This is a genomic window from Kamptonema formosum PCC 6407 (genome assembly GCF_000332155.1).
GTDB lineage: Bacteria > Cyanobacteriota > Cyanobacteriia > Cyanobacteriales > Microcoleaceae > Kamptonema > Kamptonema formosum.
This window is the reverse complement of record NZ_KB235898.1, coordinates 1,014,307-1,029,896: the sequence shown is the minus strand read 5'-3', so window position 1 is coordinate 1,029,896 and position 15,590 is coordinate 1,014,307. Positions and strand designations below refer to the sequence as shown.

Annotated in this window: 4 protein-coding genes; all 4 read left to right on the top strand. The window is 46.2% G+C overall.

The annotated features are described in order from the left end of the window. The coding region (locus OSCIL6407_RS30255) for a PAS domain S-box protein (protein ID WP_148288832.1) at nt 1–7,312 on the top strand (7,312 nt) is incomplete at its 5' end. A 98-nt stretch (nt 7,313–7,410) separates the two neighbouring features. Continuing rightward, nucleotides 7,411–13,314, top strand: a complete 5,904-nt coding sequence (locus tag OSCIL6407_RS0104275; protein ID WP_019486949.1) for a PAS domain S-box protein — start codon at nt 7,411–7,413, stop codon at nt 13,312–13,314. A gap of 3 nt (nt 13,315–13,317) precedes the next feature. Then, nucleotides 13,318–14,394, top strand: a complete 1,077-nt coding sequence (locus OSCIL6407_RS0104270; RefSeq protein WP_007358379.1) for a hybrid sensor histidine kinase/response regulator — start codon at nt 13,318–13,320, stop codon at nt 14,392–14,394. 59 nt (nt 14,395–14,453) lie between these two features. After that, on the top strand, nt 14,454–15,587 hold the full coding sequence (locus OSCIL6407_RS0104265) for a hybrid sensor histidine kinase/response regulator (RefSeq protein WP_007358380.1): 1,134 nt from the start codon (nt 14,454–14,456) through the stop codon (nt 15,585–15,587). Nucleotides 15,588–15,590 lie beyond the last annotated feature (3 nt).

The following is a 15,590-nucleotide window of genomic DNA, read 5'->3' as shown; positions in this document are numbered from 1 at the left end:
ATCTCCCCTCTCTTCCCCTAGCCCCCAGCCCCTAGCCCCTAGCCCCTTCTTCCTTGAATATCGCTTTCAACGTCCCGACGGTGGAGTGACGTGGGTTTATGGGCAGTCCGTCGCCGAACGAGATGCCAATGGGGAAACGATCGGCTATTTGGGCACAGTTACAGACATTACCGATCGCAAACTTGCTGAAGCCCACCTCCAAGCAAGCGAAGAACGCTACGCCACCCTAGTCGAAGCAGCGCCAGTGGGGATTTTTCGCACCGATGCTGAGGGCAACTGCATCTATGTTAACGATCGCTGGTGTCAGATCAGCGGGCTTAACCCCAAAACCGCCGCTGGCACAGGATGGCGACAAGGGCTACACCCTGACGATCGCGAAGCGATCGCCACTGAATGGCAGCAATCTATTCAGGAAAATCGTCCCTTCCAGCTCGAATATCGCTTTCAACGCTCCGACGGTGGGGTGACGTGGGTATATGGACAGTCTGTTGCTGAACTGGATGTCGAAGGGCAAGTAATTGGCTATGTAGGCACGGTGACAGATATTAGCGATCGCAAACTTACCGAAGCAGCCCTAATCCAGAGCGAAGCGCAAAGCCGAGCCTTAATTACTGCCATCCCTGACTTGATCATGCGGATCGATCGCGCAGGCATTTACCTAGAATTTGTCACCACATATTCTAGCTTTCACGTATTGGGTAATTTGCCTAAGATCGTGGGCACCCATGTGTCTACCAGCCTGCCTCCCGAACAGGCACAAAAACGCATGGATTTTATCCAACGGGCGCTAGAAATGAATTCTATCCAGATTTACGAACAAGAACTCTGCATTGATGGCAGAAAACAAATCGAAGAAGTACGGGTTGTCCCCTATAGCAAAGACGAAGTTTTAGCACTGGTACGAGATATTAGCGATCGCAAACTTACCGAAGCCGCCCTGATCCAGAGCGAAGCCCAAAGCCGAGCCATATTAGCAGCAATTCCCGATTTCATGTTTCGCACTGATGTCAATGGTATCTATCAGGGGGGCGTGACACCCAATCGCGAGATAGACTTTCTCCCCCCAGATTTCGATACTGCTGGTTCAGCGATAGTGGACATCGTGCCACCAGACATTGCAGCCCGACATCTACACTACTTACACCAAGCCTTACAGACAGGAGAGTTACAAGTTTACGAGCAAGAAGTACAGATTGAGGGTCGCCTCCAATATGAAGAAGTGAGAGTTGTCAAGAGCGGCGAAAATGAAGCCCTGTTTATGATTCGAGATATTAGCGATCGCAAACAGGCTGAACTACAACTGCACCAACTCAACCAACAGCTAGAAGCCAAAGTTCAAGAACGCACCCAAGAGCTTTGGCAAGTCAACAGCCTGCAACGCGCTATCCTCGATGGTGCCGATTATTCCATCATCTCCACTGACCCCAATGGCATCATCCAGACCTTTAATGCTGGTGCCGAACGGATGCTGGGTTACAGTGCTGCCGAAATGGTAGGCAAAGTTACCCCCGCACGCCTCCACGATATCAACGAGGTAATCGCTCGGGCAGCATTGCTCTCTGTTGAACTGGGGCAAGATATTCCTCCTGGCTTTGAGGTGTTTGTTGCCAAAGCCCGCCAAGGTATAGTCAGCGAAGAAGAATGGAGCTATATCCGCAAGGATGGGTATCAATTTCCTGTGTGGCTATCCATCACCGCCCTCAAAGATGTCAATCGCGAAATTATCGGCTTTTTAGGCATCGCCAAAGATATTAGCGATCGCAAACGAGCTGAAGCTGAACTACAAAAACTATCGGATCGCCTAGCATTGTCACTCAAATCTGGCGCGATCGGTTGTTGGGAATGGGACATTGCACAGAACATCCTATTTGGGGATGAGCGGATGTACGAACTATTTAGTATCCCCAAATCCTTTGATTGCCCTATAGCCTACGAAATGTGGGCCAACAAGCTACATCCCGACGATCGCATCTCCACGGAAACATTACTTCACGAAGCTGTCTTGGGACAGGCAGAATACAATATCGAGTATCGAATCGTAGATCCTGATGGCAGCATCCGCTTTATTAAAGGCAATGGCGTGGTAATCCGAGATGCCCAAGGCAATCCCCAAAGTATGTTTGGGATCAACTTTGATATTAGCGATCGCAAACAAGCTGAACTCGAACGGCAGAAACTATCGGAACGTCTGGCCTTGTCGCTCAAATCTGCGGCGATTGGCTGTTGGGAATGGAACATTGTACAAAACGCCCTCCTTTGGGATGAACGGATGTACGAACTCTATGGAGTCACAAAATCATCTGATTCCCGTGTGGTCTACGACATTTGGGCGAATGGGCTACATCCCGATGACCGCCTCTCCAATGAAACATTAATCCAGCAAGCCGTATTAGGAGAGGCTGAATTTGATACTGAATTTCGAGTCGTGCATCCCGATGGCAGCATCCACTTTATTAAAGCTTATGGAGTGGTGGCACGAGATGCCCAAGGCAATCCTCAGAGCATGATTGGGGTTAACTTTGATATTAGCGATCGCAAACAAGCAGAAATCGAACGACAACAGTTAATTCAAGAACTTTCCGCTTTCAAACTCGCCCTCGATCAATCTGCGATTGTCGTCATCACCGATATTAAAGGAGCGATTACCTACGTTAACGATCGCTTCTGCGAAATTTCTGGCTACTCCCGCGATGAACTGCTCGGTCATACCCATAGCCTGGTCAACTCTGGCTACCATTCCCCAGATTTTTTCCAAAACCTGTGGGGCATCATTTCCAGGGGTCAGATTTGGCGCGGTGAAGTTTGCAATCGCGCTAAAAACGGTAGTATTTACTGGGTTGCCAGCACCATTGTTCCTTTTTTGGACGAAGGCGGACGACCTTTTCAGTATCTCGCTATTCGCTTCGACATTACCGCCCGCAAATTGGTTGAAGAAACGCTCCAGCAGGAAAATACTTTCCGTCAACAAATTGTAGAAAACATGGCAGAAGGGCTGTGCGTTTTCCATGAAGTTGAGGAATTTCCCTTTATCCACTTCACAGTCTGGAATCAGCAAATGCAAGCTATTACAGGCTACACCTTAGACGAAATTAACCGTCTGGGGTGGTATCAAACCTTATACCTGAATCCAGAAGCTCAACAAGTGGCGATCGCTTGCTTGCTACAGATGCGAGAAGGGCAAAGCATCATCGCCCAAGAAAGGGAAATCCAGCGTCAAGATGGACAGAAACGCACTATCTCCATTTCTACCTCTATGCTATCGAGCAAGGACGAACAGAATTATATCCTGGCTCTGATTCAAGACATTACCGATCGCAAACAGACAGAGCAGGCTATGACCCAGCAACTAGCAGCCATTGAAGCAGCGATCGATGGCATTGGGATTATGCAAGGAGAGGGCTACCTCTATTTGAATCAAGCCCATCTAGAACTATTTGGCTACAAACACCCTGAAGAACTGGTAGGCAAAACCTGGAAATCTTTGTATTCCCCAGAGGAGTTAGAACGGTTTGAGCGGGAAGTCTTTCCCATGCTGGGACGCGATCGCGCTTGGCAAGGAGAAGCGATCGCCACCCGCAAAGATGGTTCTACTTTTACCGAAGGGCTTTCCCTCACCCTCACAGACGATGGATTATTAATTTGTATCTGTCGCGATATCAGCGATCGCAAACAAATAGAAGCCCAATTAGCAGAGAGTGAAACTAAATTCCGGCGATTGGTAGAAGAGGGCAACGATGTGATTTGGTCATGTCAAACCGATGGCATACTTGTTTACCTCTCACCCCAATTCAAGACTATCTTTGGCTGGGATGAGAGCGAATGGATTGGGAAGCCATTTATGGATCTCGTGCATCCAGAAGATCGTCTTTTGGTGGCTAACGATTACGGGCAGAATGTCAAAGTTGGTAAAAAGTCAAGTAATTCTGAGTTCCGACATCGCCACCGAGATGGCAATTATGTCTGGGTGAGAACCAGTGCCACACCCGCGATCGATGCTAAAGGAGTATTGGTTAGTATCCAGGGAATTTTATCGGATATTAGCGATCGCAAACAAACTGAACTTGCCCTGCAAAGCAGTGAAATTCGCTTCCGGCGAGTATTTGATTCCAGTATCGTTGGCATGGTATTTGCCGATTTTCAAGGGAAGATTATTGATGCCAACGATCGCTTCTTGCAGATGGTTGGCTACACCAAACAGGAACTAGATGCTGGGATAATTCATTGGGATGCAATGACCCCTCCCGAATATCTCCCCGCCGATATTGCAGCGATGGAACACCTGATGCAGCATGGTGCGATCGCTCCTTGGGAAAAAGAATACTACCGTAAGGATGGTAGCCGGATTTCTGTTCTGATGGGAGCCGCACTCCTTCCCGGTTCAGAGGATCAAACCATTTGTGTATTAGTTGATATCAGCGATCGCAAACAGGCGGAGAAAGCTTTGCAGGAATCGCAGCAGTTTTTGCAAACGGTACTCGATACTATCCCTCTGCCCTTATTTTGGAAAAATCGAGAGTCTGTCTTTTTAGGATGCAATCATCAGTTAGCTAAAAGCCTAAGCTTGACTTTGACCAGCGATATTATTGGTAAAACTGATTTTGAGCTTTCACCAATAGAAGCCCAAGCGATCGCCTATCGTGCTAGCGATCGGCGCGTGATGGAATCTGGTGAAGGTGATTTAGGGATCGAAGAAACCTTGATCCTACCCAGTGGCGAACAAAGATTGATTGAAACCCACAAAGCTCCCCTGCTCGACTGGGCAGATAATGTTATTGGTGTGGTCGGGATGTTTCAAGATATCACCGATCGCAAACAAGCCGAGCAGATCATTCAACAACAGGCCCAGCGAGAAACGCTACTACGAGAAATAACTGGGCGAATCCGAAAATCCCTAGATTTACAGACTATTTTTGAGACTGCTACTCAGGAAATTCGTCGATTTTTGCAAGCAGATCGAGTCGGCATTTTCAAGTTTAATCGTGAGTCTGGCTTCAATGATGGTGAATTCGTCTCTGAATCTGTAGCCGCAGAATTTATGTCAGTCCTAGAAATTAGAGTTCACGATCGCTGTTTCGGCGAACAGTTTTCCGAACTATATCAACAAGGGCGAATTCAAGCTACCGATGATATTCAGAACGCCACTTTATCAGATTGCCACAAGGATATTTTATCACAGTTTCAGGTACGGGCAAACTTGATCCTGCCCTTGCTGGGTGGAAAAGAGTTATGGGGTTTACTCTGCATTCACCAATGTTCAAGTCCGCGACATTGGCAACAGACGGAAATTAATTTTATTCAGGAAATTACCAACCAGTTAGCGATCGCCATTCAGCAGGCTGACCTCTACGAACAAGTGCAATCGGAATTAGTCATCCGCAAACAAGCAGAAGAAGCGATCGCTTTACAATTGCAAAGGCAGCGAACTTTAGGAGCGATCGTCCAGCAAATTCGCGAATCCTTGGATATTAAGCAAATTTTGGCGACCGTGACTCAGCAAGTCAAAGAAATCTTGCGAGGCGATCGGATCATCGTGTTCCGGCTATTTGGTGATGGCAGAAGTCAAATTGTAGAAGAAGCTGTATCTAGTGAGTTTATAGCACTCAAGGAGCGCCACTGGAATAACGAAAGCTGGTCTCAAGAAATCTTGGAATACTATTGGCAGGGGAACCCTCGTATTGTCCCCGATGTGATGACTGATATCTGGACAAATTGCCTGTTGGAATACTCAATTGAAGGTCAAATTCAGTCCAAAATCGTCGCACCTATCCTGCAAGAAGTCCGAGGCAGCGAAAATCATAGGTGGATTGCCCCAGAGGGAACCAACAAACTCTGGGGGGTGTTAGTCGTTCATGCTTGTGGAGAAAAACGAGTATGGGAAGAGTCAGAAGCGCAACTCTTGCAACAAATTGCTAACCAATTGGCGATCGCAATTCAGCAAGCTAGCCTATTTGAGCAGTTGCAGGAAGAACTGCTCGAACGACAACAAGCCCAACAGCAAATCACTGAGCGCAACCAAGAACTCGCTATATCTAACGAAGAACTTGCCCGCGCCACCCGCCTCAAAGACGAGTTTCTTGCCAACATGAGCCACGAACTCCGCACTCCCCTGAACGCGATTTTGGGCATGACTGAAGGGCTACAAGATGGAGTTTTTGGCATCGTCAACGACCCCCAAATCAAAGCTTTACAAACCATCGAGCGCAGTGGCTCTCACTTGTTAGAGTTAATCAACGACATTTTAGATGTCGCCAAAATTGAATCCGGTCAAATGGAACTGGAATATACCTCAGTTTCAATCAGTCGTCTTTGTCAATCCAGTCTGGCATTTATCAAACAACAAGCTCTGAAAAAACGCCTTCAGCTAGAGATTAAACTACCAACCAATGTACCCGACTTATTAATTGATGAACGGCGCATCCGCCAAGTCTTGATCAACCTGCTCAATAACGCCGTCAAATTCACCCCAGAGGGAGGACGCATCACCCTAGAAGTCAGTCATCAAAGGCGGACGGAGGGGCAGGGGAGCGGGGGAGCAGAGGGGCAGGGCAGGGGAGATGGGGGAGATGGGGGAGATGGGGGAGATGGGGGAGATAGGGAAGTGAGGGATTACCTGCGAATTGCCATCATAGATACAGGCATCGGCATTGCCCCAGAAAATATCAACAAACTGTTCCAGCCTTTTATCCAAATCGATAGCGCCCTTAACCGACAATATGATGGGACAGGCTTGGGGCTGGCCTTGGTCAAACGCATTGTCGAACTGCACGGCGGGCAGGTGGGACTAACAAGTAATGTGGGGTTTGGAAGTTGCTTTACAATCGATCTTCCTAGCACTGCTGGTGCTTTATTCTCTGCTGAGCTATCCTCTGCTGAGCTATCCTCTGCTGAGGTAGAATCCCAGAGCTCATCTTCCCTCGAACCCAACGAAGCCCAACAGAAAGCATTGCCTTTAATTTTGCTAGCAGAGGATAACGAAGCTAATATTAGTACAGTTTCCAGTTACCTGAAAGCTAAAGGCTATCGCATTGTGTTAGCAAAAAATGGAGAGGAAGCGATCGCCTTGGCTAAGTCGGAAAACCCTAATCTAATTCTTATGGACATTCAAATGCCGGGGATGGATGGTCTAGAAGCTATGCAGCAAATCCGTCTCGATCCTAAGTTGGTGAAGGTGCCGATCATAGCACTGACCGCCTTAGCGATGAGTAGCGATCGCGATCGTTGTCTGGCTGCGGGGGCCAATGATTACATTAGCAAACCTGTTAAGTTGAAGCAATTGGCAGCTACTATTCAACAACTTTTAGCCCCTCAATAACGATCCTCCGATCGTAGGGGTTAGTTATAGCGATCGCGAAGTCCCAAGAGTAAAGATGATGGCGGGAGACTTCTTGCTCAATCAGATACCCACAAGCCATGATAAGTATTTCCATTCCCCTAGTCCAAAAAGATTTATTATCCGCGATCGCGCCCAATCCACTCATGGTCTCACCGGATCTGACTGTGATGGCAGCGATCGCCTCGATGAGAGAGGCTGGTTGCAGCTATGTATTAGTGGTAGAAAGCAGCGGTACGCACCCTGAGAATAGTGGCTTGGTAGGAATTGTAACTGAGCGAGATATTGTGCGGATTATTACCCAGTCCACACCCTTAGACCAGTTGCCAATTCAGTCGGTAATGAGCCATCCAGTCATTACCGTCCAAGACTTTGCATTGAGCGATATCAAGGCTGTCCTAACATTATTTCAACAGCATCAAATTTGCCATTTACCCGTACTTAATGGCGATCGCATAATTGGTCTGCTCACCAAGGATATCTTAACTGAGATTTTGACACAAACTGTTTTACAGTTAAGCGAAGGCGAAGAGGCAGAAGCTATTCTCTACCAGTATCAACGAGTGGTTTCTACCATGACAGATGGTATTGCCCTCTTGGATAATAACTATATCTATCGGTTAGTCAACCAAGCCTATTTAGATCGGACTCAGAAACAATGGGGAGACATCGTTGGGCATTCCGTCGCCCATTTGCATGGTGAAACAGTATTTAAGACCATAATTCAGCCACATTTCGATCGATGTCTGGCTGGGGAAGTTCAAGAATACGAGGCATGGTTTGACTATCAAAATGCTGGTCGCAGATTTATTAAAGTCACCTATTATCCCTATATCGAACTAGATGGCAAGATTTCAGGAGTTGTAGTTACTACCCAGGATCGCACTGCGCTTAAACAAACACAAGCAGTTTTACAAGAGAACGAACAATTTTTACGCAGTATCTATGAAGGCGTAGAACAGGCAATTTTTACAGTTGATGTTTTAGAGGATGGAGAGTTTAGATTTATAGGTTATAACCCCACTGCGGAAAGATTAACGGGGAAATCAAATCAAGAGATCCGAGGAACTTCACCTGGGAAAAAAGTACGCCAACGCTATGTCGATTGTATCCAAGCAGGAGTTCCTATCACCTATGAGGAATGCCTAATCTTCAGAGAAGTACCTACCTGGTGGATGACCACACTCAACCCGATTCGAGATGCCTCGTCCCGGATTTGTCGGATTGTGGGCACCAGTATAAATATTACTGAGCGCAAGCAAGCAGAATCACAACTGAAAATCCAAAATGCCATCTTAGAAAGAATCGCCAAGGCAGAACCTTTAGGAGAGATTTTGGAGACTCTATTACAAGCAATGGAGACGCAACTGGTGGATGCTATCTGTTCGATTATGCTGTGCGATCGCGATGGCAAATTGCATCTTGGGGCTGCGGCTCAATTGCCGGCTGCTTACCTGCAAGCGATCGATGGTGTTGCGATCGGTGAAGGAGTTGGCTCCTGTGGAACCGCAGCTTTTCGCCAGGAAACCGTGATTGTTTCTGATATTGCCACCGATCCGCTCTGGCAAAATTTTAAAGAATTAGCTTTAGAACATGGATTGCAAGCTTGTTGGTCAGTACCTGTAATCAGCAATAATGGTCTAGTTTTGGGGACATTTGCTGTTTATCATCGCCACATTCATACACCAAATCAACAAGAATTGTCAGTGGTTGCTCTAGCAACAAATATTGCTGGCATTGCCATTGAACGCCAACAAGCTACTCAGGCACTAGAGCAGTTAAACCAAGAGTTGGAAACCAAAGTTGAAGAGCGCACTGCTGCTCTGCACGCTAGTGAAGAAAGGTGGCAGTTAGCTTTAAAAGGTTCTAACGACGGCATTTGGGATTGGAATCTAAAAACTAACCAAATTTTCTTTTCCAGCCGGTGGAAGCAGATGCGCGGTTTCACTGATGATGAAATTCCCAATTCCCCTGATGAGTGCTTAAGCCGAATACATCCCGATGACTACGATCGCGTGATGGCTGCTGTTGACGATCACTTTGCTGGCAAAACAGAGTTCTTTGAAGTCGAGTATCGGGTAAAACGCAAAGATAATAGCTATATGTGGGTACTCAATCGTGCTCAAGGTTTGCGGGATGAGTCAGGTGAAATTGTTCGCATGAGCGGTTCCGATACTGACATCACCCAGCGCAAACTGGCAGAAGCAGCACTGCGGGAAAGCGAACGCCGTTATGCTACCTTAGCTGCTGCTGCTCCGGTGGCTATTTTCCGGTTTGATTCGCCTTTAAACTGTGTCTATGTTAGCGATCGCTGGAGTGAAATGACTGGTAGACCCAAAGAATCTGCCTTGGGTAGGGGATGGATGGAAGCGCTACATCCAGAGGAACGCGATTTTTTGCTGGCTAAATATGCTGAAAGTTATGCTCAATCTACTTCAGGACAATACCTCCTCCATCACAGTGAAGGTAGGCATCTGCGCCCAGATGGTAGCGTTAATTGGTTCTATGTCCAAGTGGCACAGGAAATCGATGCTGCGGGTAGGACGATCGGTTATATCGGCACCTTAACAGATATCAGCGATCGCATACAGGTAGAAGCTGAATTAGCAAAGTCGCGCCAAAATTATTACTCTCTGATTCAATCTGTAAATGGCGTTGTTTGGGAATATGACCTTAACAATAATCGGTTTACGTTTGTGAGCGACAAAGCAGAAGAGTTATTAGGATACCCGATTGAAGCTTGGCTGAGTGAACCTGATTTTTGGAGAAATCACGTCTATGCCGAAGATGTTGTCAAGGCTGAAAAACTATTTAATGATGCAATTCAAAATCAAAACAACTGCGAACTGGAATATCGAATGGTGGCCGCCGATGGCAGTTGGGTGTGGGTATACGATATATCCAGTCTCAATTTCGATCGAAACGGTAAGGCTACAATGTCGAGCGGTGTTTTAATTGATATTCGCAAACGCAAACAGACAGAGGAAGCCCTACAGTTAAGTGAAGAACGATTCCGTAAGGCATTTGATAATACAGTAGTTGGTATGTGTCTGGTTTCTCCTGAAGGTAAATACTTCAAAGTAAATGCTTCCCTATGTAATTTCTTAGGCTATACCGAAGCCGAACTCTTGGACTTACGATTTCAGGAAATTACTCACCCTGACGATGTAGCAAATAATCTAAAATTTGCTAACCAAATATTAGCAGGAGAAATTAACAGCTATAACATTGAAAAGCGTTATTTTACTAAACAGGGGCAATTAGTTTGGGGATTGTTAAGTGTCTCTTTGGTGAGAGATGTCTACGGAAAACCTCTTTATTTTGTTTCCCAAATTCAGGATATTACCGATCGCAAACAAGCTGAAATCGCTCTGCAAAACAGTGAAATCCGTTTCCGCCGAGTGTTTGAGTCCAGTGTAGTTGGCATGATCTTTGCCGATTTTCAGGGTAACATTCTCGATGCCAACGATCGCTTCTTAAAAATGGTGGGCTACAGCAGAGAGGAACTAGACGCGGGAACGATCATCCATTGGGATACCTTGACTCCTACCGAATATCTGCCTGCTGATTTTGCAGCAATGGAGCGCCTGATGCGATCTGGAGCGATCGAGCCTTGGGAAAAGGAATACTACCGTAAGGATGGTAGTCGCATTTCTGTTCTGATCGGAATGGCATTTCTCCCAGACTCAGGAGATCAAACTATTTGTGTAGTAGTCGATATTAGCGATCGCAAACAAGCCGAGCTTGCTCTACAAGAAAGCCAGCGTTTTATTCAAAAAATTGCCGACTCATCGCCTAATATTCTTTATCTTTACGATCTGCAAACACAGCGTAATGTTTATGTCAATCATGAAATTAGCTCTATCTTGGGCTATCAACCTGAAGTGATTCAGGCGATGGGAATTAATTTCACCCAAAATTTAATGCACCCCGACGATCTGAGATCCGTCTTACCAGCTTACTCTGAGCAAATAAGCATGGCTCAGGATGGGGAAATTATTGATACTGAATATCGGATGAGACATAGCAATGGGGAATGGCGATGGCTCCACAGTCGAGATTCTGTCTTTAGTCGCGATGCTAATGGTCAAGTTAAGCAGATCATTGGCAATGCTCAGGACATTACTGAACGCAAACGTTTAGAGCAAGCCCAAAACCGCCTCATTGCTATCCTAGAAGCGTCAACTGATTACATCCTCATTGCTGATTTAACAGGTAACGCGATCTGGAATAATAGCGCCCTTAAAAAACTGCGGGGGCTTGATGCTGATGCCGTAGTTACTCAGCAAAACGCGGCTGATTACCATCCCCAGTGGGCTGTGGAAATGCTCGAACAGCAGGCTATAACGATTGCGATCGCCAAAGGAAGCTGGCTGGGAGAAAATGTATTGCTAGATGCTGAAAATCAACAAATTCCAGTGTCTCAATTGCTCCTAGCTCATAGATCTCCTCACGGAGAAGTGGAATTTTTCTCAACCATTATGCGGGATATGCGAGTTTACAAAGAATACGAACAGCAGCTAGAGCGGACGAATGCCGAACTAATCCGCGCTACCCGCCTCAAAGACGAATTTCTTGCCAACATGAGCCACGAACTCCGCACTCCTCTGAATGCGATTTTGGGCATGACTGAGGGGCTACAAGATGGAGTTTTTGGGATTGTCAACGAATCCCAAATTAAAGCTTTAGAAACTATTGAGCATAGTGGCACTCACTTACTAGAGTTAATCAATGATATTTTAGATATCGCCAAAATTGAATCCGGTCAAATGGAGCTGGAATATACCTCAGTTTCTATCAATTATTTGTGTCAATCTAGTCTGGCTTTTATTAAACAACAAGCTTTACAAAAACACCTTCAGGTAGACATTAAAATTCCCCTCAATTTACCGGACTTATGGGTGGATGAAAGGCGCATCCGCCAAGTCTTAATCAATCTACTCAATAACGCTGTTAAATTCACCCCAGAGGGAGGACATATCACTCTGGAAGTGAGCCGTCAAAGGCGGACGGAGGGGCAGGGGAGCGGGGGAGCAGAGGGGCAGGGGGGCAGAGGAGATGGGGAGCAGGGGGGCGGGGGAGCAGAGGGGCAGGAGGGTACAGGAGTAGAGGAGCAGGAGGGTACAGGAGCATCGGAGCAGGGGGGTACAGGAACATCGGAGAGATTTCCGTCTTCCATCTCCCCCGCTCCCTCGCTCCCCCGCTCCCCTGCTCCCCCGCTCCCCATCTCCCCCGCTCCCCCGCTCCCCATCTCCCCCGCTTCCTCTCTGCAAGCACAAGCAGAGGGGTTAGAAGTGAGGGATTATCTGCGAATTGCCATTATTGATACAGGTATTGGTATCGCCCAAGAACATATCAATAAGCTATTTCAGCCATTTATCCAAATCGATAGTGCCTTAAATCGTAAATATGCAGGGACTGGCTTAGGGTTAGCTTTGGTGAAACGGATTGTGGAACTGCACGGCGGGCAAGTGGGGCTCACCAGCGAGGTAGGGGTCGGTAGTTGTTTTACAATTGACCTTCTCTATACTGACACTTCGTCATCCTCTCCCGATGTGGAATCTCACAGTCCACCCTCCATCGAATCCAACGAGGCCCAAGAGAAAGCATTACCGTTAATTTTGCTAGCAGAAGACAACGAAGCTAATATCAGTACAGTTTCGAGTTACCTGAAAGCTAAAGGCTATCGTATTCTCTTAGCAAAAAATGGAGCGGAAGCGATCGCTCTGACTAATTCCGAAAATCCCGACTTAATTCTGATGGACATTCAAATGCCTGGTATGGATGGTCTAGAAGCTATAGACCATATCCGCAGCGCTCCCAACTCTGTCAATGTGCCGATCATAGCACTGACGGCCTTAGCGATGACGAGCGATCGCGATCGTTGTCTGGCGGCGGGAGCCAATGATTACCTCACCAAACCCGTTAAGCTGAAACAATTGGCAACCACCATTCAACAGCTTTTAGCTTCTCATCAAAGATAACCCATGAATAAACCATCGATTTTAATCATTGATGATGAACCTGATAACTTTGATGTAATTGAAACCCTCTTGAGCGATCCCGACTATCAATTGCATTATGCAGCTAGCGGTCAAGAGGCGATCGCATCCCTGGACACATTCAATCCCGATCTGATTTTGTTGGATGTGATGATGCCGGAAACAGACGGCATCGAAGTTTGTCGGCAAATCAAAGCCATGTCAAAATGGCAAGCCGTGCCGATCGTAATGGTAACGGCCTTAAGCTCAAAATCAGACCTTGCCTATTGTTTAACTGCGGGAGCCGACGACTTCATCACTAAACCTGTCAATGCTATTGAACTGCGTGCTCGCGTCCATTCAATGCTGCGAATTAAGCATCACTATGACGACCTGCAAACCTTACTCAAATTGCGGGAAGATATGGTTAAAATGGTAGTCCATGATTTACGCAATCCCTTGGCTGGTGTCTTGCTAGGCTTGGAACTCTTAAAAAGCATAGACTATCCCAGAGAAACCCAACAAACCAAACTGGCTCGAATTTACTCGTCAGCCAAAGCATTACAGGTATTAATTGATGATTTGTTGCAAATTGCGTTACTCGAATCAGGTAAAATTCGTCTCTGTTGTACAGAGGTCGATCTCCGCGAGCTGATACAATCTGCCATATCAAACTTTGAAGCGATCGCCGCTCAAAAAAATCAGTTGTTGATCCCCCAATTACCACCCGACACCACTAGAAAAGTTTTTATCGATGCCACCATGATCCATCGAATGCTGGATAATCTCCTCTCCAATGCCATTAAATTTTCCCCATCCAATAGTCAAATCATAGTAAATCTAGAATTTCTTACATCTGGCGATGCTAAAATTCAGGTGATTGACTCGGGGGCGGGTGTTCCTGAGACATTCCGGGAGAAGATTTTTGAGAAATACGAGATTGGAACTCTGATGTCGGATATACCTCAAATAGGGTTAGGTTTAGCTTTTTGCAAAATGGTCGTTGAGGCACATGGCGGTGCAATTTGTGTCAGAAATAATCAACCGCGAGGAGCTATTTTTGAAATCACTTTGGCAGCATAACTGACAACGTTCTCATACTCCCACCCAACCTTATACATTTTAGAACTGCTCTTACAACTATGTCTCAATGCTCTATTTTAATTGTTGATGATGAACCTGATAATTTTGATGTGATTGAAACTCTGTTATCAGAGCAAGATTATCAATTGTATTACGCTGCTAATGGTCATGATGCGCTCGAGTATCTTGACACATTTGAACCCGATCTGATTTTGCTGGATGTGATGATGCCGGGAATAGACGGCATCGAGGTTTGTCGGCAAATTAAAGCTCTGTCAAAATGGCAAGCCGTCCCCATTATTATGGTGACAGCATTAAACTCCAAATCAGACCTTGCCTATTGTTTAACTGCCGGAGCTGACGACTTCATTAGTAAACCCGTTAATGGAATTGAACTGCGTGCTCGCGTGCATTCTATGCTCAGAATCAAGCAACAGTATGACAATATCCAGACCTTATACGATATCCAAGAAAATACCATCAGTGTCTTGGAAAGTACCCTCAATGAATTGCGTGGCAACTTAGCCTCTAGTCTATCTCACGAACTGAATACGCCCCTCAATGGCATCTTAGGCACAATCGGGTTGCTCAAGGACGATCTCGAAGAAATAGATATTTCTGAAGTCCGGGAGATGTTAAGCTGGGCGGATCAATCCGCCCGTCGCCTAGAAAGTTTAACGAAAAAATTCCTGATTTATTTAGAACTAGAACTATCAGCAAATCGGCAGCAGAAAATCGAATTTACCGGGACTAAATTTTCAGCTTCTGCCATTGAAGCCGCGTTGAAATCCCATGCTCAGACACTCAATCGTCACAACGATTTGATGTTGGCGCTTGAGGAAGCAGATATCGGTATATCAGAGCGATATCTATCAACTATTCTCCATGAATTAGTTGATAATGCGCTGAAATTCTCCTCACCAGAGACAACTATTAAAGTTAGTAGTGAAGTGGTAGGGGATATGTTGAAATTATCTGTATATGACTCAGGGCGAGGCATGACAGAAGACCAAATTGCTAAAATCGGTGCTTTCATGCAGTTTGAGCGGAAAACCTATGAGCAACAGGGCATCGGTTTGGCCTTAAAAATCGTCAAAAAAATTGTCGAACTGGCGGGAGGAGAGTTCTCTATTACCAGTGTGTATCAAAAGGAAACAACGGTAACTCTCAGTCTGCCAATTATTCGCCATTAGCTG